The organism is Pseudomonas pisciculturae, from assembly GCF_015461805.1.
GTDB classification, from domain to species: domain Bacteria; phylum Pseudomonadota; class Gammaproteobacteria; order Pseudomonadales; family Pseudomonadaceae; genus Aquipseudomonas; species Aquipseudomonas pisciculturae.
On record NZ_JACVZE010000005.1, the window covers coordinates 419,480 to 445,594 of the forward strand.

Genomic DNA, 26,115 nt, shown 5'->3' on the forward strand with positions numbered 1-26,115 from the left:
CTGTTGAACTGCCTCCCTTTCGATTGCTCAGGAGCTTCACTTGAAAACCCTCTTTTTCAAAGCCACCTTCATGTCGGCATTGCTTGGCCTCTCGGCCGGCGAGGCGTTGGCCGCCGACTACAAAAAGAACCCGTTTGCCTTGGCTTACGACGGTGCCATTTCCAAGAATGAGCCCGGTAAGGTGAACATCCACCCGGTCAGCTACAAGCTCAATGGCCTTGATATCGCTGCCAACGTTTACACCCCAGCCAACTACGATGCGAAGAAGGCTTATCCAACGGTCGTGGTGGCGCACCCGAACGGTGGTGTGAAAGAACAAGTGGCCGGCTTGTACGCGCAGCGGCTGGCTGAACAAGGCTATATCACGATCACCGCCGATGCGGCCTATCAGGGCGCAAGTAGCGGGCAGCCGCGCAGCATCGACAAACCTGCGAACCGTATCGAGGATATCCACGGCATGGCGGACTTCATCACCCAGTATGCGGGCGTCGACGGCCAACGACTGGGCCTGCTCGGCATCTGCGGTGGCGGTGGTTACTCGTTGGCCGCCGCGCAGACCGACAAACGCTTCAAGTCGGTGGCGACCGTGAGCATGTTCAACTCGGGGCGGGTTCGTCGCAATGGCTACAACGACTCGCAGCTGGACACCGTCCAGCAACGCCTGCAACAGGCCTCCGTTGCTCGTGCCCAGGAGGCGGCTGGCGGTGCCGTGCTCTATTCGGGTGATGCCAACCTCACCGACGAGCAGATCGCCAAACTGCCGTTCGCGTTGTATCGCCAGGGTTACGAGTACTACTGGAAGACCCATGCCCACCCTAACTCGACCTTCAAATACACCACGAGTAGCCTGTTGGATCTGATGCGCTTCGACGCTATCAACCAGATCGAACTGATCAACCAGCCATTGCTGATGATCGCGGGCAGCAAGGCCGACAGCCTGTACATGACCCAGGATGCGTTCCCCAAGGCCACGGGCACCCAGGACAAGGAGTTATTCATCATCGACGGCGCCACACACATCGAAACCTACTGGGTGCCCAAATATGTGGACGCTGCACTTGGCAAGTTGGCGCCGTTCTACGCCAGAACGTTGTGATTGGCTCGTTGAGGGTCGCGCATCGATGCGCAACCTGATTACATGGAATAATCCCGCGCCCCGCATGAGAGGTTCTCAGCAATGTCCCGCGCCAACCTCAACGACCTGCAAGCCTTCGTGGTCATTACCCGCGAAGGCAGCTTCACGCGCGCGGCTGCACAGCTGGGTGTCTCGCAGTCCGCGCTTAGCCACACCATGCGTGCACTTGAAACCCGGCTCGGGGTGCGCCTGCTGACCCGAACCACACGCAGCGTCTCCCCCACCGAGGCAGGTCAACGGTTGTATCAGTCCATGGCGCCGCGGTTCGACGAGATTGAACTTGAACTGGCGGCGGTCAGCGAGTTTCGCGATACCCCAGCGGGCAACGTGCGGATTCAAGCCTCAGAGCATGCGGCGAACAACATTCTTTGGCCCAGGCTGGTAAAGGTGCTTCCCGATTACCCGGATATAAAGGTCGAAATCACCATCGACTATGCCCTCTCCGACATCGTCGCACAGCGCTACGACGCCGGCGTGCGGCTGGGTGATCAGGTGGCCAAGGACATGATCGCCGTGCCAATCGGCCCGTCGTTGCGCATCGCGGTCGTAGGGTCTCCCGGGTATTTCAAACAGCGACAAATACCCAGGGAACCCAAAGACCTGGCTGCGCACAACTGCATCAACCTGCGCCTGCCCACCCACGGGAACCTGATGCAGTGGGATTTTGAGAAAGACGGGCACGAACTCAAGGCGCGCGTTGAGGGGCAATGGACGTTCAACAGCAGCGTACCGATCCTGCGTGCGGCTGTGGCGGGATGCGGTTTAGGCTTTCTGCCAGAAGATATGGTCGCGAACGAGCTGGCTGACGGCAGCCTGCTGCGAGTCCTTGAAGACTGGTGCCAACCCTTTGCGGGCTACCATCTTTATTATCCGAATCGCCGTGAGCAATCGTCAGCGTTTGGCGTGGTGGTTGATGCACTGCGCTATACGGGCTGAAAGGATGGCTAACCAGAGCACCAATCGCTAACCGCCCCATAGCAGGCCTCAAGACTACGCCGTCGCTCTACCCCAGTCCGTGTACCCCTTCGCACCACCACCGTAATAGTCGTCACGAGTCGACTCTGTTAGCGGCAGGTTTTGCTTGAGCCGCTCGACGAGATCAGGGTTGGCAATGAATGGCCGCCCAAATGCCACAAGGTCGACCAAACCGGCTTCTCGGCGCTCGATGGCCAGTTCGAGGTCATAGCCATTGTTGCCCATGTAAACGCCCTTGAAGCGTTTGCGCAGAGTATCCAGATCAACGCCTTCAGGCAGGTCGCGGGAGCCTGCTGTAGCGCCCTCGACAAAGTGCAGGTAAGCAAGATCATAGTCATTGAGCTTGTCGATCAGGTAGCCGTAAGTCTCCATGACCTGGCTGTCCATCGGCGTGTTACCGGCATCCGGCGTTGTGGGCGAAAGCCGGATACCAACGCTACCGCTATCCCACACTTCAAGCACCGCTTGCACAATTTCGCGCGTCAGGCGTGTACGGTTTTCGATGGACCCACCGTAACGATCCGTGCGCTTATTCGTGGAGTCTCGGATGAATTGGTCGAGTAGGTAACTGTTCGCCGAATGCACCTCGACACCGTCGAAACCTGCCCGCTTTGCGCACTCAGCGGCATGCTTGTATTGCCCGGATAGGCTGGCGACCTCGTCCGTGGTCAGCGCCCTGGGGACCGAGACGCGCTCGAAACCGTTTTCGGTGAACGTATGCCCTTCAGCTTGAATCGCAGAGGGTGCGACTGGCGCACCACCCTGCGGCTGAAGCGAGGTATGGGAAAATCTACCGACATGCCAAAGCTGGCAAACAATCTTCCCTCCCGCCTCATGCACCGCATCTGTCACCTGTTTCCATCCGGCGACCTGCTCATCAGTCCAAATACCTGGGGTGTAGGCATAACCTCTGCCCTGCAAGGAAACATTCGTGGCCTCGCTGATGATGAGCCCGGCAGTCGCCCGCTGGGAGTAGTAGGTTGCGTGCAAAGCCGTCGGCACGCCGTCTGAGCCCATGCGGCTCCTGGTCAATGGAGCCATCGCTATCCGGTTTGAAAGCGACAGATTGCCCACGGTGACAGCGTCGAAAAGATCGGTAGAGCGGGAGGGAGTCGACATTTTTGATCTCAAAAGATGTATTTGCCGCACACCCTACGTACCCATCCCGCGCTAGTGAAGATCGTCCCGGAGCACAACACTTGTTCCCTACAATTACCAATCTGCGAGGTGATACCCGGCAGCGTATGACAAGTCCCCTCTGGATCTTTGCTAATCTAGATGCCTATTCCCGTGGGTCTCTCTGATGGATGTCTTTCACTCGATGCAGGTTTTTGTCAGCGTCATCGAAACCGGCAGCTTCACCAAAGCCGCGCAAGCGCTACACCTGCACCGCCCCGCCGTGTCCAAGACGATTCAGCTCCTTGAGCAGCAACTGGGTGCTCGGCTGCTCAACCGGACGACGCGTCAGGTCAATTTGACCCCTGAAGGTGAGGCGTTTTATGAGCGCTGCAAAACGATCCTTGCTGACGTTTCGCAGACGATGTCTTCTTTGGGTAATCGCCCTGCCCGCCTGACCGGAAAGCTACGTGTAGACATGCCGGTCAGCCTTGCGAAGCTATTGATTATTCCTGCACTGATGGGCTTTCAAAGCCAGTACCCAGGAATTGAGCTCACCATCGGCGCGAGTGACAAACCCATCGACATGCTCAGTGAAGGGGTAGATTGCGTGGTGCGGATGGGCGAGCTTGAAGACTCCAGCCTGATCGCCAGCAGTATCGGCTATCTACCCATGCTGACGTGCGCTGCACCCTCCTACCTTGAGCGCTTTGGCACACCTCAGACCCTCGCCGACCTGCAAACACACCGCGCCGTAAATTACTTCTCAGGCAACAACCCGCGCCCTATCGAGTGGGTGTTCACGTTGGATGGGCAAGTGAAAGGAATGCGGTTGGCGTCAGGCATCAGAGTCAATGACACCGAGGCCTTTGTGGCTTCGGCGTTGGCTGGCTTTGGGTTGCTTCAGGGCCTGGAAATTTCTGTGCGCAGCCATTTGCAGGAGGGTTCGCTTGTACAGGTGCTCAGCGAGCTTGAGGTTCCAGCAAAGCGGGTTTCGATCCTGTATCCGCACCGCGAACTCTTGCCACCGAAAGTGCAAGTATTCATTGAATGGTTGAAGGCGCTGATGGCTGCCCACCGATTGACGTGATTGCGATTGGTATTGTCTGGATAACAGTCTGTGTCCGCAGGCGGTCTTCTTGAAGCCAGTGCGAACGATTAGTTTTGACCTTTTCCGTATCGCAGGAACTGGCAATGTCTAAAGTCGTTCGTTTCCACCGCATGGGTGGCCCAGAAGTCCTACAAATTGATGACGTGACTGTGCGAGCGCCTGGCGCCGGCGAAGTGCGCATCAAGGTAAAAGCACTCGGGCTGAACCGTGCCGAGGCCATGTACAGGTCGGGCCAGTATACGTTCACCCCAGAGATGCCAGCGATCCTCGGGTACGAAGCAGCGGGCACCGTTGAATCAGTCGGGGAAGGTGTCTCTGAATATGCCGTAGGTGACGAGGTGAACGTCATACCGGCGTTTTCTTTTGCCGATTACGGCATGTATGGGGAACTCGTCGTCGCGCCGGTTCATGCGCTTGTGAAGCAGCCAGCAGGGCTTACCTCAGTGCAGGCGGCTGCGACATGGATGAAGTACGTGACCGCGTACGGCGCGTTGGTCGACATCGGCAACCTGCAAAAAGGTGAGACCGTATTGATTCGTGCGGCATCGAGTAGCGTTGGGCTGGCGGCCATTCAGATCGCAAACTTCTTGGGCGCCATTCCCGTGGCGTTGACCCGCACCCGTGAAAAACGACAAGCACTTATGGATGCCGGCGCTGCGCACGTCATCGCAACGTTGGAGCAGGACCTGGTTGCTGAAGTGGGCCGTATTACTGAGGGTAAAGGCGCGCGGATGGCGTTCGACCCCGTTGGCGGCCCTGAGGTCGCCAACATCCTTCGGGCCCTGTCGTATCTGGGTATCTTCTTCCAATATGGAGCGCTTGAAACCGCCGACCTGAGTGTTCCCGTCATGGAGGTGCTGGGCAAAGATCTGACCATTCGTGGCTATCAGCTGTTTGAGATTACCCAAGATCCTGAACGCCTGAGCCGTGCCAAGGGCTTCATCACCAAAGGCCTTGAAAGTGGTGACCTGCAGCCGGTGGTTTCTAAAACATTCCCGCTCAGCGAGATAGTTGAAGCGCACCAGTACATGGAGTCAAATGCGCAGATCGGTAAGATTGTGATCGAAATATAAACACGCGCGATATTGGTTAGTCGTCCAAACCCGCTGGCTCGGATTGCTCCATAAAGAGGCATAGGTATCTACACAACTATCGACGCTTACTAAACTCGCCATGCTTTGGCTCTGGCTTTTGATTTGGTTTTTGATCTTAGGCGCCCCGTTAACCACGCTGGCCGAACGCAGGCTTGAATCCGTGGGCCGCCGTTAACTAAATAACGGATATGTACTCCGACAAAAAACCTCTAGCGCCTGACACATAGCTATCGCAGGCAAGCCAGCCCCCACAGTCGATTCGGTTTCAACCCATCAACCTTACTCGACTGCCAGGCCGTCACGGGAGCGAGCTCCCTCGCCACAGGTTCAGCGGCAATGCTCAAGGTTGTGTAAATACCTATGCATAAAGCGCAGCAGCCCGAGCCGCTGATGCGTGTACCGTTCAGCAGCAGCCAGAAACGTCATGAATCAAAGCGTCGCGAGCTGTTGTGCTGTCTGCTGATCGGTAATCAGGCCCGATATCCATCGCCCGCGCAGTGCAGCCAGGATCGCAGGTATCTTGCGCTCCCCGCCCGCGAACGCGATGACCGGCCGCTCAGCCAACCTCGGCAACGGAAGGCTCGTTACGCGTTCCGACCACCCCTCGTTGATGGGCGCGCCTTGACGATCCATTGCCCAGCCCAGGATTTCCCCGACCGCGCCCTGCTCGGCCAGCGCTTTGGCCTCCTCGGGGGACAGGAACCCGTTCTGGACCAGCGCGCAATTAACCTGCACCTCACCTATGCCGACAAAGGCCACTTCAGCTTGGCTGTACAGGTCTTTGATCAGTGGCGTCAGGCGATTATCAAGCCACTGGTCTCGCTCATCGGCTGTATTGGCGATGATCGGCATCGGCTGCAGAAAGGCTTTACCGCAGGTTTTGTCGGCAAGCCTCAACCCTACGTCGTAAGAGTTGAAAGAGCCGTCGCGCGCGACGCTGCCCGCCAGAGAAATAATGCTCAGCTGCGGAGCGCGCAGCTCAGTAATTTCGTCTACCACCGCTTTGAGGGTGCGACCGAATCCGACAGCCATTACTCTCAGAGAGGGGTCGGCCAGGTAGCGCTCCATCATCGCAGAGCCCAGGACGGCGATCCGTCGCTGACCGGCAGCTTCGTCAGGCGCTTCCAGAGGCGCGACCTCACACATACTGAGCCCGAACCGCTGCTGGATCCTGGACGCGAGATCCATGCACTCTCGAATAGGATGGTTAATCCGAACTTGAACCATCCCGGATTCAGTCGCGAGGGAGATCATTCGATTAATGGTCGGGCGCGAGATATTCAGGCGCTGCGCGATCTCTTGCTGCGTGTTATTGCCCACGAAATAGAGCCACGCCACCTGCGCCATCAGTTCTTTTTTAGTCGACTGCATTCCCAACGCCTTGCTCCATTCCGCTTACGTAACGCGGCTCAACGAATGTAAGTACCTTATCAGATTTGCCAATCCACCCGCATGAACGGCCCCCTTTTTGCCCGTTTAGCCACGATGACGGCTGCGAAAATAACTGATCAGGCCTTGAGTAGAGGGGTCTTCCGCTGGCGACTCCTCCTGCCCCACGAGTCGGCTATAGACGCCTTTACCCAACTCCTTGCCGAGCTCGACACCCCATTGATCGAAAGCATTGGTGCCCCAAATGACGCTCTGCGCGAAGACCTTATGCTCGTACATCGCTACCAATGCGCCCAGCCGACGCGGGCTAATGCGTTCAACAACGAGGGTATTACTTGGACGATTCCCAGGAATCACCTTGTGGGGTGCAATCGCCCGGATATCGTCCTCATCAACGCCTTTCTCACGCAGTTCTGACTCAGCCTCAGCACGGGTTCTTCCCAGCATCAGTGCCTGGCTCTGGGAGAGGCAGTTGGCAAATAGCCACTGATGGTGATCAGAAACCGGATTGAAGCTAACAACGGGCACGATGAAGTCCGCCGGAATTAACTGAGTACCCTGGTGCAGCAGTTGGTGATAGGCATGTTGACCATTGCAACCCACACCGCCCCAGATGACCGGCCCGCTATCAACGCAGACGGGGGTTCCGTCCTGGCGAACGCTTTTGCCGTTGGACTCCATATCCAATTGCTGCAGGTGTTTGGTGATGTTACGCAGGTAGTGATCGTACGGCAGGATTGCATGGCTCTTAGCGCCCCAAAAATTGCCATACCAAACACCGAGCAGGGCTAACAGCACCGGCATGTTTTCTTCAAAAGGTGCGGTTTGGAAATGCTGATCCATGCTGTAGGCACCGGACAGCAACTCTTTGAAGTTGGACATGCCGATGGCCAAGGCAATGGGCAGCCCAATCGCCGACCATAACGAGTAGCGCCCGCCTACCCAGTCCCACATCGGGAAGATGTTCTCTTCACGAATACCGAAAGCCACCGCTGCTGCGTTGTTACTGGATACCGCGATGAAGTGACGATGGAGCTCCGAGGGCGTGCCACCCTGCGCCAGGTACCAAGCCCGTGCTGCATGGGCGTTTTTAAGCGTTTCGAGCGTATTGAAGGTTTTCGAAGAGACGATGAACAGCGTGGTTTCGGCGCGCAGCATCATTGTCAGTTCGTGAAATTCGCTACCATCGATATTCGCCAGGTAGTGGCATCGCACGCCTTTCTGGGCGTATGACAACAGGGCTTCTGAGACCAGCTCGGGGCCCAGGAACGACCCGCCAATACCGATATTCACAACATCCGTGATAGGTCGCTCGGTGTAACCACGCCACAGCCCGTCGTGAATCCGACCTACCAGGTCGGTCATTTGGTTCAGCACTTTGTGGACATCGGGCATTACGTCCAGGCCATTCACCAAGAGTTTGTCGCCCACCGGACGACGCAACGCGGTGTGCAGTGCTGGCCGCTTCTCGGATGGGTTGGCTATCGCCCCCTCAAATTGGGCATTGATAGCACCGCGCAAATCTACCTGATTGGCCAACTCAACCAAGAGCTGTCGAGTCTCGGTGGTGATCAGGTTCTTCGAGTAATCAAGAAATAGCCCACTGCTGCTCAACGTGAACTGCTCGAAGCGCACTGGGTCGGCATTGAAGGCCTCACGCATGCTGAAATTTGCCATCACGCCTTTGTGGTGATTGAGCGCCCTCCAGGCGGGCAGTTGCGTAACATCATCAGTGCTTTCGTGGTGTGTCATTCAAGTGCTGCCTATTTTATTGTTGAGCATCAGTCATCACTGGATGGTGTACCCGCCATCCACCACAAGGTTCGCTCCGTTGATCATCGACGCCGCATCGCTGGCAAGGAACAAGGCCGCCAACCCAATTTCCTCAGGCTGGGCGAAACGCTGAGTGGGTATCTGAGCACGCGCGCGAACACCGATTTCGCCTGACCAACCCTTGTTACCCATCTCCGTTTCCACAACGGTGGGTGAAATGGTGTTGGCGGTCACCCCTCGTGGGCCCCACTCCACCGCCAAACACTGATTCATGCCAATCACCGCAGCCTTCGAGGCGCTATACGCCGTATGCCCTGGGATGCCAATCAAAGCGGCCTGAGAGGCCAAGGTAACGATCCGGCCCTTGCCCTGCTTAAACATGTAGGGCGCAACGGCCTGGGCCATCAGGAACTGGCCTCTGAGGTTGATCTCCATCGTCGCGTTCCATGCATCCGTGGTGAGCTCTTCGGCAGGTGCGGTGATAGCAATACCTGCGTTGTTAATCAGAACGTCTATCTGACCAAAGTGATTGGCCACGGCGCAAATCACGTCGGTGATCTGAGAGGGTTCACGGATATCAACCACCCACCCCTTCCCATCCAGTTCTCGCGCGACTGACTCGACCTGTGGGTCGCGATCCAGCAAGGCGAGTTTTGCCCCCTTTTCGGCGAACAATTCAGCGGTGGCGCGGCCAATACCTGTTGCTGCCCCCGTGATGACGACCACCTTGCGGGTAAAGTCAAAAGCTTTGGCGAACGTAAGCTTGCTCATAGTGACTCCTGTCTGAATCAACGATTGTGGTGTTTGCGGCTGACGAAAATCGCCAACAGGATGATCGCGCCCTTGATGACGCTCTGGACGTAGGGCGAAACGCTCATCAGGTTTAGCCCGTTATTGAGCACACCCAACAGCATCGCGCCGACCAAGGTACCCAGGATCGCGCCACGGCCGCCTGCAATGGCGGCACCACCCAGTACAACGGCAGCAATCGCATCCAGCTCGAAGGAGACGCCAGCATTGGGTTGGCCACTCATCAGTCGCGATGTCAGCAACAGCCCCGCCACCGCAGCAGTCAGCCCGCTGATACCGTAAACCAGCAATTTGTAGCGGGGAGCGCGGACACCTGAAAGACGCACCGCCTCTTCGTTACCGCCAATCGCATAGATGTAGCGCCCAATCGGGGTGTGCTGGAGCAGGATAAACGCCGCGATGTAGACGAGTACCATCGCCAGAATCGGAATCTGAATGCCCAGGAATTCGCCACGGCCAAAAAAGCTGAACCACTCAGGCAGCCCCGAAACGGGATAACCGTTGGTGTACATCAGGCCAAGGCCACGGGCGATGCCCATGGTGGCGAGCGTGACAATAATGGGGGGCATCTTGAGGTAGGCAACGAAAATACCATTGCCAATACCGAAGGCTGCGCCGAGTAGCAGGCCAGCCATTATCGCGATGGGGCCAGGCACACCTGCAACCAGTAACGCGGCGGTCAGTGTTCCACTCAGGGCCATCACCGGGCCGACGGACAAGTCGATCCCCCCGGTCAAAATCACGCACGTCATGCCGACGGCGATGATCGCGTTGATAGAAACCTGCCGTGCGATGTTCTCCAGGTTGGCTGGGGTCAAAAACTTATCGCTGGCGAAGATCATGCAGACGGTCACGACGATCAACCCGACCAAAGGGTAGAACGCTGGCGAGCGCATGAAGCGGGTAAACCACCCTTGTGGTGCCTTGGCTTTTGTTGCTTTCAAGACGTCGTTATTTAACGCTTGCGGTTGCATGGCGCATTACCTCTTCGGAATTGATGAACTCGGCCTCTAGCACCTTGACGATGGAGCCCTTGTTGAAAACGGCAACGCGGTCACACATGCCAACGATCTCCGGCAACTCGGAAGAAATCATGATGATTCCAAAGCCCTGAGCGGTCAGTCGGCGCATCAGCGTGTAGATCTCTGCCTTGGCCCCCACATCGATACCTCGGGTAGGCTCATCGAAAACCAGGACGGTGCAGTGGTGGTTCAACCAGCGGGCAATGACGACCTTCTGCTGGTTACCGCCGCTCAAATTGACCACTCTCGACTCACTACTCGGAGCCTTGATGGAGAGTTGGCTCATCAATTCGTCGGTCTGTTTGTTTTCACGGGCGTGATTGATCAGGCCAAGTGCGCTGCTGTATTTGCCGAGGTTGTTCAGCGAGATATTTTCCCTGATGCTGAAGTCTGTGATCAGGCCCTCGCTCTTTCGACTCTCAGGCAGTAATCCGATGCCTTGCTGCAAAGAATCAGCTGGATCTTTGAGAGATACGACTACACCGTTGACGCTGACATCTTTCGAGTGAGTTGGAATTGCGCCGAGCACGCCAAGGGCCAGTTCTGTGCGCCCTGACCCAACCAGTCCCGCGAATCCCAGGATTTCTCCCGGACGCAGTTGGAATGAGTTACTTGGCCCATTGCGGTGAAGGCTGATCTCACGAACGTCCAGTAGCGGTGGGCGTATTTCCAACACCGGCTTTGGTGGGAAATTCGACTCCAGTTTGCGTCCGACCATCATCTCGACCAGGGTATCAATATCGCATTCGTCGACACGGGCCACGCCCGCATTGGCGCCATCCCGGAGCACGCTGATGCGGTCGCAAACATCGAATATCTCGTCTAGATGGTGAGAGATAAAAATGATGGTCACGCCTTGGCCTTTCAGCTCGCGCATGATCTGAAACAGCAGATCGCTTTCTGCCGGCGTCAACGTTGCAGTGGGCTCATCCAAGATCAGCAAGCTGACGTCGAGCGCCAATGCCTTTGCGATCTCGACAAACTGCTGCTCAGCCACACTCAGGCGTGCAACCGGACAATCCAAGTCGAGCTCTACACCAAGCCGCGCAAACAGCTGGGATGCCTTCGTGCGCATTTCCTGTTTGCGAAGCATGCCCCAACGATTGGTTTTCTCACGGCCCAGAAAGATATTTTCGGTCGCATTTAAATAAGGGATCAGACTGAATTCCTGGAAGACAATCCCGATACCTGCTTCGACCGAGTCATTGTAAGAACCGAATCGCTGGGTAACGCCGTTGAGCGTGATCGTGCCTTCATCCTGGGGCTGAATACCGCCGAGGATTTTGATCAACGTCGACTTACCTGCACCGTTTTCTCCCAACAGCGCGTGAATCTCGCCACGCTCGATGCTCAGGTTGATTTGTTTGAGCGCCTTTACTCCGGGAAAACTCTTGGATACCTGCTCAAGCACGAGCAATGTGTTCTGTTGCATATTGAATCCCTCTGCCGCTCACGCGAGGCGCATTGACGCCCCGCGTGCCAACATCAACGTTGCCGCGAAACCCGCGAGGCTTACCAGCTGAAGGTCTTGGCTTTAGTGGCGTCGATGAGCTCGACGTCAACCGGGAAGCGGCGAGGGATAGTGGCGCCCCAGTGCTTTGCCAAGGCAAGTGCCAGGCCCAGGCGGGCCTGCTCACGAGGGAACTGCGCTGAAGTAGCGATGAAGTGCGAGCCAGGTTTCAAGATGGCTTGAATCGCCTCAGGAGCACCGTCAACGCTCACGAGTTTGACATCCAGCCCACTGGACTCGATGGCGGCCAAAGCACCCAGCGAACCATTGTCGTTTACGCTGAAAATGCCCTTCAGGTCAGGGTTTGCTTGCAGCATGTTTTCAGTCACTGAAAGTGCCTGATCCCGTTCCTGCTTACCATTCTGTACGCTGGCAACCTTGACTTCGGGATGCTTGGCCAACGCTTCTTTACAGCCTCGAACACGCTCCAGAATACCCAGCGACGGAATGCCATCGAGAATCCCGACATTGCCTTTTTTGACCGTGGTTGCCAGATACTCACAAGCCTTGAAACCTGCGTCGTAGTCTTTGGAACCGACATAGGAATCGATAGGCCCTTTAGCCTCTGCATCGATGGAAACGATGGCGACTTTCTTTTCATGGGCGCTGATGACAGCCGACTGCACCCCCGCAGAATCAGTCGGGTTCAACAACAGAATATCGATGCCCTGTTGAAGCATGTCTTCGACGTCGCTGACTTGTTTGGACACGTCATGGCGAGAGTCGGTGACGATGAGTTCGGCGCCAATGCTCTTGCTCGCCTGCTCCAAGGCCTCCTTCATCGTCACGAAATAGGGGTTGTTCATCTCCTGGAATGACACGCCAATTTTCAATGGTTCGGCGTTCACGGATGCACCGGCCAAACCCGCGACAATACCGGCTACAAACAGGCTTATTACTTTGCGATGGTTTTTCATCAGAGTTACCTTTTATTGTTGTTTTGAGCGCACGACGTCGCCGCGTTGAATTAACAATGCGATTGCAACAGACGATAAAGTTGAAACTTTTTAAGCGGCTTTGACTTCTGGATGACTCAGGCCACAGGCCCTGGCATAAGAAGCAATCACCTGGCGAACTTCGAAACGCAGCCAGTCCAGAGGATCATCACCGACCAGTCTTCCAGCGCGCCGCGCGGCCTGAACCTGCGGGAGGTATTGGCTCAACAAGGTGTCGGCTGGCCGCTTCTTGCGAACGTTGTCGATCAGGCGATCGACGGCTGCCAATACATCTGGCTGTTGCCAGTAGTAACGAATGCGGTCGCTATAGCTGTAACGACGGGCTAAACGCTGAGCCTCTTCGCTGCCGCGATAGTACGGCGCCCAGTGTTCCGGGTCAGCGAGCATTCTGCGTTCAACGACGCCACGTAAATCGGAGCGCTCTTCGATGTTGGCGAAAAGCTCGTCCTCGATATGGCTCAACGCGAACAATGCTTCACGCCAAGCAAAGGTAACGCCCGGCCCGACCTTGAGAATCGCAAAGTGATCTCGCACTAACGCACTCAAGGCTGCCTCTGTTTGATAGTCCGTGGAATGCGCCTCGAACACCAAGCCCGGGAATGCGAGGATTGCCTTACTCAGCGCCTGTGCTTGCTCAGGCTGGTAATCAATGACGCTTTGATCATCGAACTCCACGCCTGGCTGAGTCACCAGGGCCACAACCCGAGTCAATGCACCTTCCAACCCCTCGGCCAAGAACGCTTTACGATGAGCTTCGAGCGTTTCAGCCACATCAGCAACGGCCGTCACTTGAAGCACCTCTTCCTCGCCTGGGGTGTGTTGAGCACCGCCGGGCACAGGCACTTCAGTGCCGATGACATAACGAGGCAATGACGCTGGTGCCAGGTTGAGCTGCGAGGCGGCTTGCTCGGCAGCAGCACATAGCCGTGCAGCGCGCTGCGCGATGGTTGCAACAGACAGCGGCTGCTCATCGTCAGCACACGCCATGCTGGCATCCAGGTGGATCTTTCGAAACCCTGCCCTCACGTAGCTGATGACGAGGATTTCGGCTTGCAGCAAAGCCTTTTCCGCAGGCAGGTGTCGCCAAGGATTAGGGCCAAGATGATCGCCCCCCAACAAAAGCTGATCTTTTGGAAAGCCCTCGGCCTCCGCCAATTTGTGCACTTGGCCAAAGAAGTCTGCAGGCTGCATTCCGGTGTACCCACCGTATTGATTGACCTGATTGCACGTCGCTTCAATCAATAACGGCGAGCCGTCTGCGAGCGCCTGCTGCATGGCTGCACGCAGAACTTGCTCATGAGCGGAGCAAATCGAATAGATCCCCTGGTGGCGACCATTACGGTTAGCGGCAGCCAGCGCTTGCAACACTGCCGCGCCCGTTGATGTATCAGCATGATTAGGCATGATCAGCGTGTTCCTTGATGAACAGGTTGATGTGAGCGGGGTCGCTGTTACCTTCCATTGGCCCTCTACGCGTAACGGCCAAAGCGCCGGCAGCGTTGGCCATTTCCAAGGCGTCCTCAACCGGGCTACCCAGCGCCAGCGCACCGACGAAAGCACCACCGAAACAGTCACCGGCGCCGGTAGGGTCAAGCTCAACCACAGGGAGTGGTGTGGCCTCGATTCGACGTACCCGGTCGATGTAGGTACTGCCTTTGGCGCCGCGTTTGAGAACCACGCGCTCGATATTCGCTTTCTCGAAGACGAGGGCAATGCTCTCCTCTACCGGAAGATCCGGGAAGAAGAACTGCAGGTCTGACTCGCTCGGCAAAAAAAGATGGCAGCGATTGAATACGTTGTGCAATGCCGCGCTCATCGGTTTGAAATGCAGCATTTCGGTACGGATGTTCGGGTCAAAACTGATACGTACGTCATGGTCGCGCGCTTGCTCAAGCAGGACGTCCAGTGCAGCTATCGCACCGGCGCTGTTGAGCGAAGAGCCCATTACATGCAGGTACTTCGCGCCCTTCAACACATTGGCAGGAATGCTCCCGGCGCCCAGAAGCCCGCTGGCACTGGCAGTAATGTTGAACACGTAGCTGCGGCTACCATCATGTTCGTAAGCGACAAATGCCGTTCCGGTAGGCAGCTCGGCGTGCCTAACGATATTGCTGACGTCCACACCGTTCGCTCGAAGTCGCTGAATGATGCAGGTGCCAAATGCATCTGTGCCTATATGCCCGATGTATGAAACGGACGCGCCCATGCGCGCTGCCTGGTCGGCGAAAATCGCTGGAGCACCGCTGGGAAACGGGCCCGCAAAGGTGCTCGGTTCCAAGTACCCACGACCCACCTCTTCAGCCACGAACTCGGCCAGAAGCTCACCAAATGCAACTATGGTAGCCATCGTTAATATCCTCGCGCAGGTTGACTCAGCTCATCCAGTTACCGCCGTCGACATTCAATGTCTGGGCGGTAACGTAATCGGAATCCTTGGATGCGAGGAATACGGCGGCACCTACGAAATCTTCAGATGCGCCCATTCTGCCGAGTGGAACGGCGGCACCTACCTGGCGTTTCTTCTCGCCTGGAGCAAGGTTTTCATAGCGCGCAAACAGGCTATCTACCTTGTCCCACATCGGCGTATCGACGACACCAGGAGCGATGCCGTTGACGTTGATGCGATCTTTAGCGAGAGCGAGCGCGGCGGATTGGGTGTAGCTGATAACGGCGGCTTTACTGGCGCAGTAATGCGCGACCAAGGCCTCTCCACGACGACCCGCCTGGGAAGCCATGTTGATGATCCTGCCACCCTCCCCCTGCTCGACCATTTGCCGCGCGGCTGCTTGCATCAGGAAAAACATGCTGCGTACGTTGACGGCAAAAATGCGCTCATAGGCATCCCACGACTCATCGAGGAACGGGCCCATGTCGAAGACGGCAGCGTTGTTGAAGAGGATATCCAGGCGACCAAAACGCTCGACGGCGGTATTGACCACGGCCTGCAGATTTTCTTTGGAAGACAGATCGGTGCTGAGCGTGGAGAGGCGACGGGTGTCTACACCCGTAAACGGGGCCAGCAGTTCTTCATCAGTCTTGATGTCAACGAGCAGGCAGCTCGCACCCTCAGCAAGGTATCCCAGCGCAACGGCCTGACCGATCCCGCTACCGGCACCGGTGATTACAGCGACTTTATTGACGAGCTTCATGGATAGACCTGCATATTTGTTTTTATGTGACGCCAGATTTACATATGTTCACACACCTAACAAATGTAATGTATTTATCAGCAACAGGTAATCGATTGAGAAAATGATAAATCCGGATGCGCCTCCTTCTTTTGGACTGACGCCCATGGAAATGGGGGTGACGACAGCGGGATGCTCTGAGCTCACCGAGCAGTGTCTTGCCCTCGTGATTAGGAAGCTGCATCGCTGGTCGACATGCAACGCTTTTCAACACCGATGGATATGGCGAAAAAAATGATGCCGAGAACGGCCAGACCGGCACCAACCCAACCCGTTGATGCCCAGCCGAGCCCACCAGCGATGGCGAGCCCGCCTAGCGATGCACCGACGGCGTTAGATACATTGAATGCACTGTGATTGAGGGCAGCAGCCAGGGTTTGAGCTTCACCCGCGACATTCATCAGGCGCACCTGAAGGGCGGGAACCAGCGCGAACCCGCAACCGATGAGAAACAGTACAGCCAAAGTGCCAACCCCGGAGGATGCAAAGATAGAGAAGCCCGCCAGGAACATCGCATTCCAAATCATGATGTAGAAGATTGCAGGCACTAGCGCGCGGTCTGCCAACCACCCGCCTATCAGGTTGCCCACGATCATCCCGATCCCCCAGAGCGCCAGAACCATAGGCACTTGGCCGGATGAGAACCCTGTGACCTCGGTAAGCGTCGGGGTGATGTAGCTATACACCGAAAACATCCCGCCGAAGCCGATTGAAGCGGTGGCCAGCGTTAGCCAAAGCTGAGGCTTTTTGAGACCGCTGATCTCGGATTTAGGGCTCGCAGACGCGTCGCGCGGGATGGTTGGGATAAATACCCAAAACAGAATGATGGCAATGGCCCCACCCGCAGCGAGCGCCGCAAACGCGCCCCGCCATCCGAAGAGCTGACCAATCCACGTGGCAGCAGGTACACCGACGACATTGGCCGCTGCCAACCCCGCCATGACATAGCCGGCAGCTTGGGCTTTGCGGTTTTCAGCCACCATGGTCGCGGCCACTAGACAGGCGACGCCGTAATAGGCGCCATGCGGCAGACCGGCCAGGAAACGTGCGCCCAGCAACGTTGCGTGATTACAAGCAACAGCGCTGGCTCCGTATCCAACTGCAAATAGCGCAAGAAGCGCGATCAGCAGTGCCTTTCGCGGCCAACGCGCGGCGAGAATCGCAATGAGCGGTGCACCGACCACGACGCCAAGTGCGTAAGCGGTGATGTAACCGCCCGCAACAGGTATGGAGACGTCTGTGCTCGACGCCAAACCTGGAAGCAGACTCATGGAGGCAAACTCACCGGTTCCGATAAATAGACCGCCCAGGCCAAGCATGGTGATGGCCATGCCTGTGCCGTGCGGGACGTCGATTGCCGGTTGAGACTGCGAAATGTTTGTATGGATACTGGACTGACTGCTCATCAACGATGCCTGCAATGAAGCGGCACCGAGGGCACCCTATAACAATGAAGAGAAATGGCACCTTCACGAATGGCTGGATGATTCATAGGAATGTTCCCCTGGCTGTATGCTCGTTAAGCGTTGGGCCGGCCCGCAGGACAATCTCGGTAATTTCTGCAGGGACACCGAGACGGATCGGAAAACCATTCCACAACGCAGTGCCGTTGCTGACGTAGAGCTTCATTTTGCCGACGTCATAGCGGCCCGAAATAAAGCCTTGATTGGCGTACCCCGCTACCCAGTCCAAGCCGCTGATCATGCCGCCATGGGTGTGTCCCGAGAGCTGCAAACCAACCCCGGCAGCAGCCGACTCCGACGCACCCACCGGGCGATGTTTCAACAAAATCGTCGGGGTATCCTTCGGCGCGCCGTCAAGCGCCTGGGCCAAGTCAGGGCCCCCATAGCCGTAAGTTGGAGCAACCTCATCTGTCACCCCTGCAACCACTAACTGATCAGCGCCTTTACGAAGAACGACGTGCTCATTCACCAGCACGCGCATACCCAAACGCTCGAACTGCGCAATCCATTGTTCGGCATCGAAGTAATATTCGTGGTTTCCGGGAACAGCGATGACACCCAAGGGAGCACTCAGTTTGCTCAGCGGCGCCACGTCCTTCTTCCGGGCGTCGACGGTGCCGTCAATGAGATCTCCAGTGATAAAAATTGCATCGGCGTTGAGTGCATTGGCACGCGACACAACACCCTCTACCCAGTCAGCCTGGAAAAGACGACTAATGTGCAGATCAGTGAGCTGCACTATGCGCAGCCCCTCAAGCGATCTAGGCAGGTTCTCAACCGTCACATCAATACGTCGAACCCCAGGCACCTGCACCGCCTGATAAACACCCACTGCCGACAGTAACAACGCCGTCACTGCGATAGCGGAACGCAGTCGCCCACCAACCACATTTTTCCAAGGCATCTTGCGACAGGCAGCGACAATGCCACTGACCCCATCCGTTAACAGCGTGAGCACCAGCACCAGAACAAAAGTGCAGAAAAGCCAGCCTGCAATCAAGACAATCGCGCGCGGCACCTCAGGAGAAAACATCGTTCCGTAAACGGCGATGAGAACGAGGTGATACTTTGAAATGATGAGCAGCGCTACCGCCAAAAGCACACGCCAACCCCGACCGATGGGTAGCGCAACGACGAAGCGCCATAGCACGTACAGGTACGCGACGGTCAGGTAGATATGGAACACAGTAAAAACACCCCCGTGGGTTGACGCAGCAATTATTGAGTGGAATTAATAGTAACCGCGATGAATCCCGCAATTGATTAGCGAGATTGCATAAGCCATTGAATTACGCTCAACCATGGATGTGTCATGCCTGTACTGCCTACTACACGGCTTTCTCGTGCAGACCTCGCCGATCTGAACGCCTTTCTCGCAGTGGAGAGGATGCGAAGCTTTACCCGTGCGGCAGTCGAACTCGGTATCACGACCTCCGCGCTGAGTCATGCCATCCGCAATCTGGAAAGTCGGCTCGGGGTTCGGCTGTTGAATCGCACGAGCAGGACGGTCTCTCCAACCGACGCAGGAGCTGTTCTTGCCAAGCGATTGGCCGTGGGCTTTACCGAGATAAGCGGCGCTCTGGCGGCGCTGGATCGACACAGAGACAGGCCTTCCGGCAGGCTTCGTCTTAACGTGTTGGCCGATGGCGCACGTTTACTGTTCACGAAGTTTCTGCCTCCATTTCTGGAGGCCTACCCTGAGGTATCAGTCGAAGTCGCAGTTGACGACAAGATGGTCGACATCGTGGCAGCAGGCTTCGATGCCGGAATACGCTTCGGCAACACGATCCCGGAGGATTACATCGCCGTTCGACTCAGCGAAGAGTTGCGATGGGTGGCAGTAGCCTCTCCTCGATACCTGAACGCCAATGCTCGCATCCTGATCCCAGAGGATTTGAAGAACCACAACTGCATTCAGATTCGCACGGGTAATGGCGTGATTTACAGGTGGGATTTTGAAAAAGATGGCGAACACCAAGCCATTGATGTCCCTGGGCAACTGTGCGTAAACGAAACCACCTTCGGCATTGAGATGGCGCTCGCGGATCGAGGGATCACCTACTGCCTCGAAGAACGCGTGAGTGGGCACCTGGCTCGCGGGGAATTACAAATTGTTCTCCCGGACTGGGCCCCCATCGAACCGGCGTTTTATATTTACTACCCTGGACGTCGGCAAATGCCGCCTGGTCTTCGAGAGTTGGTGGACCTGTTTCGAGCAGGACGCCCCTCTTGATCCCGTGATCAATGCTGTAACGTCGACGCTGCACTGCTGGCGCCCTTCACGGTCATAGCGAAATAGCCACAGTGTATTGCGCGCCTTGGTGACACAAAGGGAGCCAGTCAAAATACGGGCCCGAACGGGCCCGTGATGTCTTACCTAATCCTGCCTTTGTTCGCAGGCAAAAAAAAACCACTCTATTGAGTGGCTTTTTAGTGTTTGGAGCGGGAAACGGGTCGTTTACCAGAGTTTCGAATCGCTTGCTCAATCGTATCGATCCTTAAATACACAGCACCTGTCGTAGCGGCGAGATCCTTGGCGATAGTCGTTTTCCGGTGCCTGGCAGGCCGGTGAAGACAATTAGCATTCTACGTCCTTCGGTTCATAACTTAGCCCAGTGTAGGCTGCGATCAGTTGTGCGGTAGCAATTGATAGATCTCACTCGCCCGCTGCGTAGGGAGCCGGCGAACAGCCAATCTTTGCTCCCGAGCGCCCTAGCAAGATCAATTGCTCTGCTATGCCAGATGTTTCTGCGCAAGACGCGTTGACTCGTCATGAGTGATCCCCCTTTCCTCGACAAAACGATCGGGCAAGTATCACCACAACCTTCTACCCCCCGACAAAGAGCCGACCGAATAAATTCACCCACCCTTGCCATCGGCCCGTGCCGATCGTGCAGACTCTGGAGCGTGAACCATGACCATCGGATCCACCTACGACTACCCTGCCCTCATCGCAAAACGCTTACCGCCCCACGATCCCTCAGTATGGCGAGGTCGCTTTCCCAGCCCGCCAGACCTATGTTTCAACTACCGAAAACTGGTTGAGCAAGAATCCGGTATCGCTAATGCCACTCGGCCTGATTACAAGATCTGCATCGTCGGCGCCGGCGTCACGGGCTTGACCGCCGCTCGGGAATTGCTTCGATGTGGATTCAATAACGTGACATTGCTCGAGCAATCCCATCGCGTTGGCGGCCGGCACTTATCGGTGCTCAACTCCGGCCAATCTCCGCTAATCGGCGCTACGCCCTTCGAAATGGGCGCGATGCGCATGCCACTGTTCAACAAGGCGGGTGAATCACCGTTGGAGGGCCAGTCGTTACTGGCTTATTACTGCAAGCGCTTTGAACTGCGGCTCTCCGACTTCCCCAACCCAGGCTCAGCGCATGTGCGCAGTACCGGCATTTACCTGCGTGAAGGGCTGCTTGAAGGGCAGTTAGAACCGCAAATGCTGATCTGGAAAAATCCGAAAGGTGATACCCCGCCGCCCACTGAAAAACTGCAGCAGGTGTATGCCAAGTGGCGTCACTTTGCAGATCAAATGACCCGCCAAATCGCACAAAGCTATGGCACGGCGCGATGGGAATCCCTGTGGGCTGCTATCGTCGCGCGCTACCACAACCTGTCCTTTCGTGACCTGGTCACCTTGCCGAGCCAGACCTGGAACGCTGATCACCCCGATGATTTTGGTGGACTCGGCATGAGCCCGGAAGAATCCACGACTTTCTATTCCATCGGGATTGGCGACGGCAGTTGGGGAGCGTTCTACGATGTCTGCTGCCTCTACCCCATTCGCACGGCGATCTTCGGATTTAGCAGCCAATTGCAACTCGTACATGGCCGTGTGGACGCCGAAGGCAACCCCATGCCATCGCCGTATCTGGGCGCCCCGTCACTGGATGACTGCAACGGCTTGGCGTTTGCCCCGCCGCGCTATCTCGGCCTGGCTGCACTGGATGAGTGCCTGTTATTTACGCCAGCCGAAGCCAATGGCTCTTCGTTTTATGACCATTGCCGGCAGCGCGGCGAAGGCTTCCTGACCGACACTTCGGTGACCCGACTGACCAAACTTGAAAACGGCCAAATTCGCGTCGCCTACGACTGGAACGTCAGCAGTCCCACCGGCAAATCCGAACGCCATGAAGACTTCGATGCCGTGATCATGACCCTGCCCTCCTGGATCATCGAAACCCACATCCAACTGGAAAATTTCAGTCAGGCAATGCTGCCGTACGCCATCACCAACGCCTACAAAACCGCGCACTGGGAAACCAGTTGCAAGGTCTACGCCCCGCTGAAAAAGAGCTTTTTGTCTAAAAACAAAAAGATCCCGCAGATCCTGGTCACCGACAGTTTTGTCCATGATGTGTATGCCTACCGCTACCACGACGCCTATCCCTACGACTGCATTCTGCTCAGTTACACCTGGGAGGATGACGCCACCAAACTTGCATCCTTCGACGATCAAACGCTGGTCAGCAAATGCGTAGCAGAACTGGACCGTATCTTGTTGCGTTGCGCCAATATCAAAACGCTGATTTCGCCCTACATCGACACGCAGAACGCGGTGGTTCAACGTTGGGTAACTGACAAAAACGCCTTGGGCTGCGCCAAACTCTATCGTGCTGGCACTTACTACGACGCCGTCAACTTGATGAAGTACAACCGCGACTACGCCCATGTTTCAGGGCTCTATCTCTCGGGAGAATCGTTTTCCGTGGATGCCGGTTGGACCGAACCCTGCCTGCGGGGCGCCATCGACGCGGTGATCCACCTCTGTAACACCACCCATGCCAACTTCAACGGCGGCTTTACTTTGGACGACTACCCGACCTACCAGGCTCAGCCCTTTGGGCATCAACCTACGCCCCAAGCAGAAACGTACTACTGACGACCACACAACAAAGACCTCTTACTTAAGCATCCGCCTACAAACGGCGGGTCCAAAACAATAAAAAAGAGGTCTGAGCCATGAACGAAGCTACCAGTCTCGCATGCGTCGCCGTTGTGCAATTCGATCCGCAAGTCGGCACTCAAAACCGCCAATCCAACCTCGACACCAGCCTAAGTCTGGCCCTGCAAGCCATTAACAACGGGGCCAACCTGATTGTTCTGCCGGAGTTGGCCAATACCGGCTACCTGTTCTGTAATCGCCAGGATGCCTTCGAGCATGCCGAGCCGGTTCCGGACGGGCCGAGTACGCGGGCCTGGATGGACTTTGCGCAGAATCATCAGGTCTACCTGGTCGCAGGCCTGGCAGAACGTGAAGGCATGCAATTGTTCGACACCGCTGTGCTGCTGGGCCCGGATGGTTTTATCGGCAAGTACCGCAAGACGCACCTGTGGAACAAGGAAAAGCTCTGGTTTACGCCTGGCAATCTCGGTTTTCCGGTGTTTGAGACGCCCATCGGCCGCATTGGCTTACTGATCTGCTGGGACATCTGGTTCCCCGAAGTCCCACGCATCCTGACCCAGCAAGGCGCCGATATCATTTGCAGCCTGAACAACTGGGTGTGGACCCCACCGCCGCTGTTCGACGAAGCCGGCAAATGCATGGCCTCCTACCTGACCATGACCGCTGCCCACGTCAACAATGTGTTCATCGCTGCCGCCAATCGGATCGGTGAGGAGCATGGCGGGCGCTACCTCGGTTGCTCGTTGATTGCCGGCACCAACGGCTGGCCCATCGGCAAGGTCGCATCGCCCAATGAACAGGCGATTCTGTACGCCGATATCGACCTGAGCAGCGCCCGCAGCGCACCGATCTGGAATGACCTGAACGACCTGCAGCGCGATCGTCGCGTGGACCTGTATGACGGCATGCTCGGCTATTGCCAGCACCCGTGCCTGCCGCGCTGATTGGGGCACGATCATGGACTCTATTTCGGCAAATCCGTCGCAGGGCTCGGCTGTTCGTTATTTGGTGATTTTGGCTGCAGTGACAGTCGCTACGGTCGGGCTGATCGCCGGCCTATCGGTGGTGTATTCAGCTTCTGCAACTGCTTACTGGCCCGGATATAACGATATGGTGAGCAGCCTGCCCTCGCCCATTGCCTGGCTGCGGTGGGTGGTCGGCGATATCAGTGAAGTGGCGTTTTACAAACATGAGTTTGCCTCCATTGGTTTGCTGCTGGGCGCCGCATTCGGCTACTGGACCAGTCGTTATGCCCAGGGATGGCAGGGCTTCAGCATCGCCTATGGCACAGGACTTTGGCCCTGGCTGGTGACCAGTTCATTGCTGGGGCTATTGCTGAGTAATGCGTTGTGGGGCTGGACGGTGACCGCCGAGTCCTGGCAGCCCACGTTCGCGGCGTTTGTGTCGTTGCCGGCGGCGATGGTGTTGCTGTTTGGTGGCGGGTGGAAGGTCACGCTGAATGGTGCCGTGCTTGGTGCGGTTCTGGTGACGCCGAGTTGCCTGTTGTTCGTGAATTACCTGTGTATACCGCTGGGCTTGCCGGTGGTGATCGGCAATGTGCTGGGTATGGCGCTGGGTAGCGTGGTGGCGTTTTTACTATGCCGGGCGTTGCCGAGGTTGATCAGCCGTCCACCTGAGTCAAGTGTTAATGCCCCTCCTCCCATACCGGTTGCGCCACCTGACTACGGCATACGCTGGACAGTGCGTCGCGTGCTGGCAGATTTTTCCGAAGCGCCGTTTTTTGGTAATGAGTGGGCCAGTTTGGGTTTGCTTGCCGGGGTGTTTCTGGCCTATGCGTTGAACCCGCTTAGCCCTGCCTATGGTTCAGGCTGGTTGCCGCATCTGGTCGCGGGTCAGGCATTGACCTCACTGCTGGGTATTCTGGTGTGGCGTCAGCAATGGCGAAAGCGCGGGTGGTATCCGACCTATGTGCCGTTGGTGTCGGTGGTGCCGGCGGCGGTGTTTACCCATGGTGGGAGTGCGGGTGTGATTGTGATCAGTGCCGTGCTGGGGGCGTTGATTGCCCCACCGTTGGCTTGCGCGATTGCCGGGAGGCTGCCCACTTACATGCATCCGTATATCGGTAACGTGCTTTCGATGGCAATCAGTACGGTGCTGATCGTGCCTGCGATCGGTCTGCTGATCGCAGATTAGTCCGCACCGATGGGTGAGCTTCCTAATCAAGTTCGCCCATCTGCCTCAACGCATCGGCAGTCGCCTGGATATGCTCACGCATCCACACCTTGCCCAGCCAATCCTGCGGAATACCTTGCACACCGTAATACGCACCGGCAACCTGCCCAGCGATTGCCGCCGTAGTGTCAGCATCATCCCCTAAATTCGCAGCCATCAGCACAGCCTCAGCAAAGGTACTCGTCTGGTGAAAACACCAGAGTGCCGCTTCCAGCGACGCGACTGCATAGCCAGAGCCTACAATGTCTGCGCGAGACTTTTCCCGGTAGGCCCCTTCAGCGATTGCAATCACGTTTGGCTCGATCAAACCGGAGCGTTCTACCTGCAGCAGCTGCTCTTTTGCCTCACCATTTAGCGCATTGGCAATCACCATCGAAAGCACCAGACAACACTCCACCGCCTCCGGAGCGGCGTGTGTCGTGCGGGAACTGTCGGCCGTAAAGGTTTGGATTCGATGGGTATCAGGGTAGTAAAACAGCACGACGGGGGCAAGACGCATCATTGAACCGTTGCCGGCCGAGTAGCGATCCGTAGAGCCAGCAAAGGGATCGCCATTTCTTTGAAAGTCAGCCAATGCCTGGCGCACCGTCAAGCCGATATCGAAGCATTCTCCAGTAGAGCTCAAGTAACCCGACGTCCACCAGTTCAGATAGCGCTCCATCTGATCGACAGCGTTAAAACCACCCTTTTGCAGCAAGCTTTCCGCCAAGCAAAGCGCCATGGATGTATCGTCGGTCCACTGCCCAGGCTGAAGATTAAAAGGCCCTCCGCCAGTCATGTCCGTGACCGGCGTAAAGGACTCGCGCGGCATAAACTCGACAGTTGTTCCGACGGCATCGCCACAGGCTAGGCCAAGTAGGCAGCCACGAAAACGATCCGACAGAGAGATAGGCATTTGTGATGAGCTCATAAACAGATTCAGGTCACGCCACTATTCCAGTTCCGCCCTGCTCGGTCTGTAGGACGCGACTGGCTAAGTTGTGCGATGCGCGTAATCGCTGCGGCGTCCTTGAGGAATGGATATCGCCACTATGGATTGATGTACCGGGCAATGAGCTTACGCGCTTCATCACGTCGCTCGCGCGCTTGCTTTAAGCTGACTTCAGGATAAGCGCCAAAAGACATGCGCTGCTGGCGCCCTTCCCAGTAAGAGCGAAACAGCCACAGCTTACTGCCCGCTTTGGTGACCCAAAGGGATGAGCCATCAAAGTCGCAGAGAGTGTAGTTTTTACCGGTGATTCGGGCATGCCGAATGGTGAATTCCGAGAGAGGCATGGTGAGCTCCTGTGAGAGAGTCAGCACCTGATGCTCGTCTGGAGACCCGAGGGGTGCCAGTCAAAATAAGGACTTGAACGGGCCCGTAATGTTGTACTTAATCCTGTACTTGTTCGCACTGGATTTCAGTGGTTTTCCGCAGAAACGAAAAAAGACGCCTAAGCGTCTTTTTTCGTGAATCCCAGCGCCC

22 protein-coding genes and 1 pseudogene are annotated in these 26,115 nt (G+C 56.6%); 8 read left to right on the forward strand and 15 right to left on the reverse strand.

Translation table 11 applies throughout. The features are described from left to right. Positions 1-40 precede the first annotated feature (40 nt). Both ICY20_RS16390 and ICY20_RS16395 read left to right on the forward strand, forming a co-directional pair. Positions 41-1,096: an alpha/beta hydrolase gene (locus ICY20_RS16390; RefSeq protein WP_194938004.1), complete on the forward strand. Its 1,056-nt coding sequence runs from the start codon at positions 41-43 to the stop codon at positions 1,094-1,096. An 81-nt stretch (positions 1,097-1,177) separates the two neighbouring features. Continuing rightward, positions 1,178-2,071, forward strand: a complete 894-nt coding sequence (locus tag ICY20_RS16395) for a LysR family transcriptional regulator (protein ID WP_159960159.1) — start codon at positions 1,178-1,180, stop codon at positions 2,069-2,071. A 54-nt stretch (positions 2,072-2,125) separates the two neighbouring features. Here ICY20_RS16395 and ICY20_RS16400 read toward each other — a convergent pair whose 3' ends face one another. Next, positions 2,126-3,229, reverse strand: a complete 1,104-nt coding sequence (locus ICY20_RS16400) for an alkene reductase (protein ID WP_194938005.1) — start codon at positions 3,227-3,229, stop codon at positions 2,126-2,128. 184 nt (positions 3,230-3,413) lie between these two features. Between ICY20_RS16400 and ICY20_RS16405 the strand changes: the two genes are divergently transcribed. Next, positions 3,414-4,316, forward strand: coding sequence for a LysR family transcriptional regulator (locus ICY20_RS16405; protein ID WP_194938006.1), 903 nt, complete (start codon positions 3,414-3,416; stop codon positions 4,314-4,316). A 104-nt stretch (positions 4,317-4,420) separates the two neighbouring features. Further along, the gene (locus tag ICY20_RS16410) at positions 4,421-5,410 is read left to right on the forward strand and encodes a zinc-dependent alcohol dehydrogenase family protein (RefSeq protein WP_194938007.1); all 990 of its coding nucleotides are present in this window, start codon (positions 4,421-4,423) and stop codon (positions 5,408-5,410) included. A 450-nt stretch (positions 5,411-5,860) separates the two neighbouring features. Here the strand turns inward: ICY20_RS16410 and ICY20_RS16415 are convergent, their stop codons facing one another. The 11 genes from ICY20_RS16415 to ICY20_RS16465 form a co-directional block, all read right to left on the reverse strand. Beyond that, positions 5,861-6,802: a sugar-binding transcriptional regulator gene (locus ICY20_RS16415; RefSeq protein WP_159960151.1), complete on the reverse strand. Its 942-nt coding sequence runs from the start codon at positions 6,800-6,802 to the stop codon at positions 5,861-5,863. 105 nt (positions 6,803-6,907) lie between these two features. Then, positions 6,908-8,572, reverse strand: coding sequence for a glucose-6-phosphate isomerase (pgi, locus tag ICY20_RS16420; RefSeq protein ID WP_194938008.1), 1,665 nt, complete (start codon positions 8,570-8,572; stop codon positions 6,908-6,910). A gap of 36 nt (positions 8,573-8,608) precedes the next feature. Next, positions 8,609-9,364, reverse strand: a complete 756-nt coding sequence (locus tag ICY20_RS16425) for a GolD/DthD family dehydrogenase (RefSeq protein WP_194938009.1) — start codon at positions 9,362-9,364, stop codon at positions 8,609-8,611. 17 nt (positions 9,365-9,381) lie between these two features. Further along, positions 9,382-10,299, reverse strand: a complete 918-nt coding sequence (locus ICY20_RS16430; RefSeq protein ID WP_194938079.1) for an ABC transporter permease — start codon at positions 10,297-10,299, stop codon at positions 9,382-9,384. Between the two features lie 55 nt (positions 10,300-10,354). Further along, positions 10,355-11,857: a sugar ABC transporter ATP-binding protein gene (locus ICY20_RS16435; protein ID WP_194938010.1), complete on the reverse strand. Its 1,503-nt coding sequence runs from the start codon at positions 11,855-11,857 to the stop codon at positions 10,355-10,357. 80 nt (positions 11,858-11,937) lie between these two features. Then, positions 11,938-12,852 carry a substrate-binding domain-containing protein gene (locus ICY20_RS16440; protein ID WP_194938011.1) on the reverse strand — a complete coding sequence of 305 codons (915 nt, stop codon included), beginning with the start codon at positions 12,850-12,852 and terminating at the stop codon, positions 11,938-11,940. Positions 12,853-12,942: 90 nt separating this feature from the next. Beyond that, entirely contained in the window at positions 12,943-14,295 is a 1,353-nt protein-coding gene (locus ICY20_RS16445) for a D-tagatose-bisphosphate aldolase, class II, non-catalytic subunit (RefSeq protein WP_159960140.1), read from the reverse strand. Continuing rightward, positions 14,288-15,238, reverse strand: coding sequence for a sugar kinase (locus ICY20_RS16450; protein WP_159960138.1), 951 nt, complete (start codon positions 15,236-15,238; stop codon positions 14,288-14,290). Before ICY20_RS16450 ends, ICY20_RS16445 begins: the two co-directional genes overlap by 8 nt. A 25-nt stretch (positions 15,239-15,263) precedes the next feature. Beyond that, positions 15,264-16,040: an L-iditol 2-dehydrogenase gene (locus ICY20_RS16455; protein WP_194938012.1), complete on the reverse strand. Its 777-nt coding sequence runs from the start codon at positions 16,038-16,040 to the stop codon at positions 15,264-15,266. 209 nt (positions 16,041-16,249) lie between these two features. After that, positions 16,250-17,410: an MFS transporter gene (locus ICY20_RS16460; protein WP_194938080.1), complete on the reverse strand. Its 1,161-nt coding sequence runs from the start codon at positions 17,408-17,410 to the stop codon at positions 16,250-16,252. Positions 17,411-17,567: 157 nt separating this feature from the next. After that, positions 17,568-18,728, reverse strand: coding sequence for a metallophosphoesterase (locus ICY20_RS16465; protein WP_194938013.1), 1,161 nt, complete (start codon positions 18,726-18,728; stop codon positions 17,568-17,570). Between the two features lie 126 nt (positions 18,729-18,854). On the opposite strand from ICY20_RS16465, the gene ICY20_RS16470 reads away from it, so the two are divergent. Then, positions 18,855-19,775 carry a LysR family transcriptional regulator gene (locus ICY20_RS16470; RefSeq protein ID WP_194938014.1) on the forward strand — a complete coding sequence of 307 codons (921 nt, stop codon included), beginning with the start codon at positions 18,855-18,857 and terminating at the stop codon, positions 19,773-19,775. A gap of 227 nt (positions 19,776-20,002) precedes the next feature. Here ICY20_RS16470 and ICY20_RS28160 read toward each other — a convergent pair. Continuing rightward, a pseudogene (locus tag ICY20_RS28160) lies at positions 20,003-20,127 on the reverse strand (AAA family ATPase); the annotation flags it as partial. 329 nt (positions 20,128-20,456) lie between these two features. Between ICY20_RS28160 and ICY20_RS16475 the strand changes: the two are divergent. The 3 genes from ICY20_RS16475 (at position 20,457) to ICY20_RS16485 (ending at position 24,611) form a co-directional block, all read left to right on the forward strand. Next, complete coding sequence (locus tag ICY20_RS16475) at positions 20,457-22,433, forward strand: flavin monoamine oxidase family protein (protein WP_194938015.1); 1,977 nt, start codon at positions 20,457-20,459, stop codon at positions 22,431-22,433. Positions 22,434-22,513: 80 nt separating this feature from the next. Continuing rightward, entirely contained in the window at positions 22,514-23,401 is an 888-nt protein-coding gene (locus ICY20_RS16480) for a nitrilase family protein (protein WP_159960128.1), read from the forward strand. Positions 23,402-23,414: 13 nt separating this feature from the next. Further along, positions 23,415-24,611 carry a hypothetical protein gene (locus tag ICY20_RS16485; protein ID WP_228758454.1) on the forward strand — a complete coding sequence of 399 codons (1,197 nt, stop codon included), beginning with the start codon at positions 23,415-23,417 and terminating at the stop codon, positions 24,609-24,611. 22 nt (positions 24,612-24,633) lie between these two features. On the opposite strand, the gene ICY20_RS16490 is transcribed toward ICY20_RS16485, so the two are convergent. Together ICY20_RS16490 and ICY20_RS16495 are read right to left on the reverse strand one after the other, a co-directional pair. Next, positions 24,634-25,545 (reverse strand): ADP-ribosylglycohydrolase family protein, encoded by a 912-nt coding sequence (locus tag ICY20_RS16490; RefSeq protein ID WP_194938017.1) that lies wholly within the window; start codon positions 25,543-25,545, stop codon positions 24,634-24,636. Positions 25,546-25,679: 134 nt separating this feature from the next. Beyond that, positions 25,680-25,925: an Arm DNA-binding domain-containing protein gene (locus ICY20_RS16495; RefSeq protein ID WP_194938018.1), complete on the reverse strand. Its 246-nt coding sequence runs from the start codon at positions 25,923-25,925 to the stop codon at positions 25,680-25,682. Positions 25,926-26,115 lie beyond the last annotated feature (190 nt).

Coding starts and splice junctions, on each gene's coding strand:
- ICY20_RS16395 (WP_159960159.1), top strand. CDS start 1,178: ATGTCCCGCGCCAACCTCAACGACCTGCAAGCCTTCGTGGTCATTACC.
- ICY20_RS16400 (WP_194938005.1), bottom strand. CDS start 3,229: ATGTCGACTCCCTCCCGCTCTACCGATCTTTTCGACGCTGTCACCGTG.
- ICY20_RS16405 (WP_194938006.1), top strand. CDS start 3,414: ATGGATGTCTTTCACTCGATGCAGGTTTTTGTCAGCGTCATCGAAACC.
- ICY20_RS16410 (WP_194938007.1), top strand. CDS start 4,421: ATGTCTAAAGTCGTTCGTTTCCACCGCATGGGTGGCCCAGAAGTCCTA.
- ICY20_RS16415 (WP_159960151.1), bottom strand. CDS start 6,802: ATGCAGTCGACTAAAAAAGAACTGATGGCGCAGGTGGCGTGGCTCTAT.
- pgi (WP_194938008.1), bottom strand. CDS start 8,572: ATGACACACCACGAAAGCACTGATGATGTTACGCAACTGCCCGCCTGG.
- ICY20_RS16425 (WP_194938009.1), bottom strand. CDS start 9,364: ATGAGCAAGCTTACGTTCGCCAAAGCTTTTGACTTTACCCGCAAGGTG.
- ICY20_RS16430 (WP_194938079.1), bottom strand. CDS start 10,299: ATGCGCTCGCCAGCGTTCTACCCTTTGGTCGGGTTGATCGTCGTGACC.
- ICY20_RS16435 (WP_194938010.1), bottom strand. CDS start 11,857: ATGCAACAGAACACATTGCTCGTGCTTGAGCAGGTATCCAAGAGTTTT.
- ICY20_RS16440 (WP_194938011.1), bottom strand. CDS start 12,852: ATGAAAAACCATCGCAAAGTAATAAGCCTGTTTGTAGCCGGTATTGTC.
- ICY20_RS16445 (WP_159960140.1), bottom strand. CDS start 14,295: ATGCCTAATCATGCTGATACATCAACGGGCGCGGCAGTGTTGCAAGCG.
- ICY20_RS16450 (WP_159960138.1), bottom strand. CDS start 15,238: ATGGCTACCATAGTTGCATTTGGTGAGCTTCTGGCCGAGTTCGTGGCT.
- ICY20_RS16455 (WP_194938012.1), bottom strand. CDS start 16,040: ATGAAGCTCGTCAATAAAGTCGCTGTAATCACCGGTGCCGGTAGCGGG.
- ICY20_RS16460 (WP_194938080.1), bottom strand. CDS start 17,410: ATGGCCATCACCATGCTTGGCCTGGGCGGTCTATTTATCGGAACCGGT.
- ICY20_RS16470 (WP_194938014.1), top strand. CDS start 18,855: ATGCCTGTACTGCCTACTACACGGCTTTCTCGTGCAGACCTCGCCGAT.
- ICY20_RS16475 (WP_194938015.1), top strand. CDS start 20,457: ATGACCATCGGATCCACCTACGACTACCCTGCCCTCATCGCAAAACGC.
- ICY20_RS16480 (WP_159960128.1), top strand. CDS start 22,514: ATGAACGAAGCTACCAGTCTCGCATGCGTCGCCGTTGTGCAATTCGAT.
- ICY20_RS16485 (WP_228758454.1), top strand. CDS start 23,415: ATGGACTCTATTTCGGCAAATCCGTCGCAGGGCTCGGCTGTTCGTTAT.
- ICY20_RS16490 (WP_194938017.1), bottom strand. CDS start 25,545: ATGCCTATCTCTCTGTCGGATCGTTTTCGTGGCTGCCTACTTGGCCTA.
- ICY20_RS16495 (WP_194938018.1), bottom strand. CDS start 25,925: ATGCCTCTCTCGGAATTCACCATTCGGCATGCCCGAATCACCGGTAAA.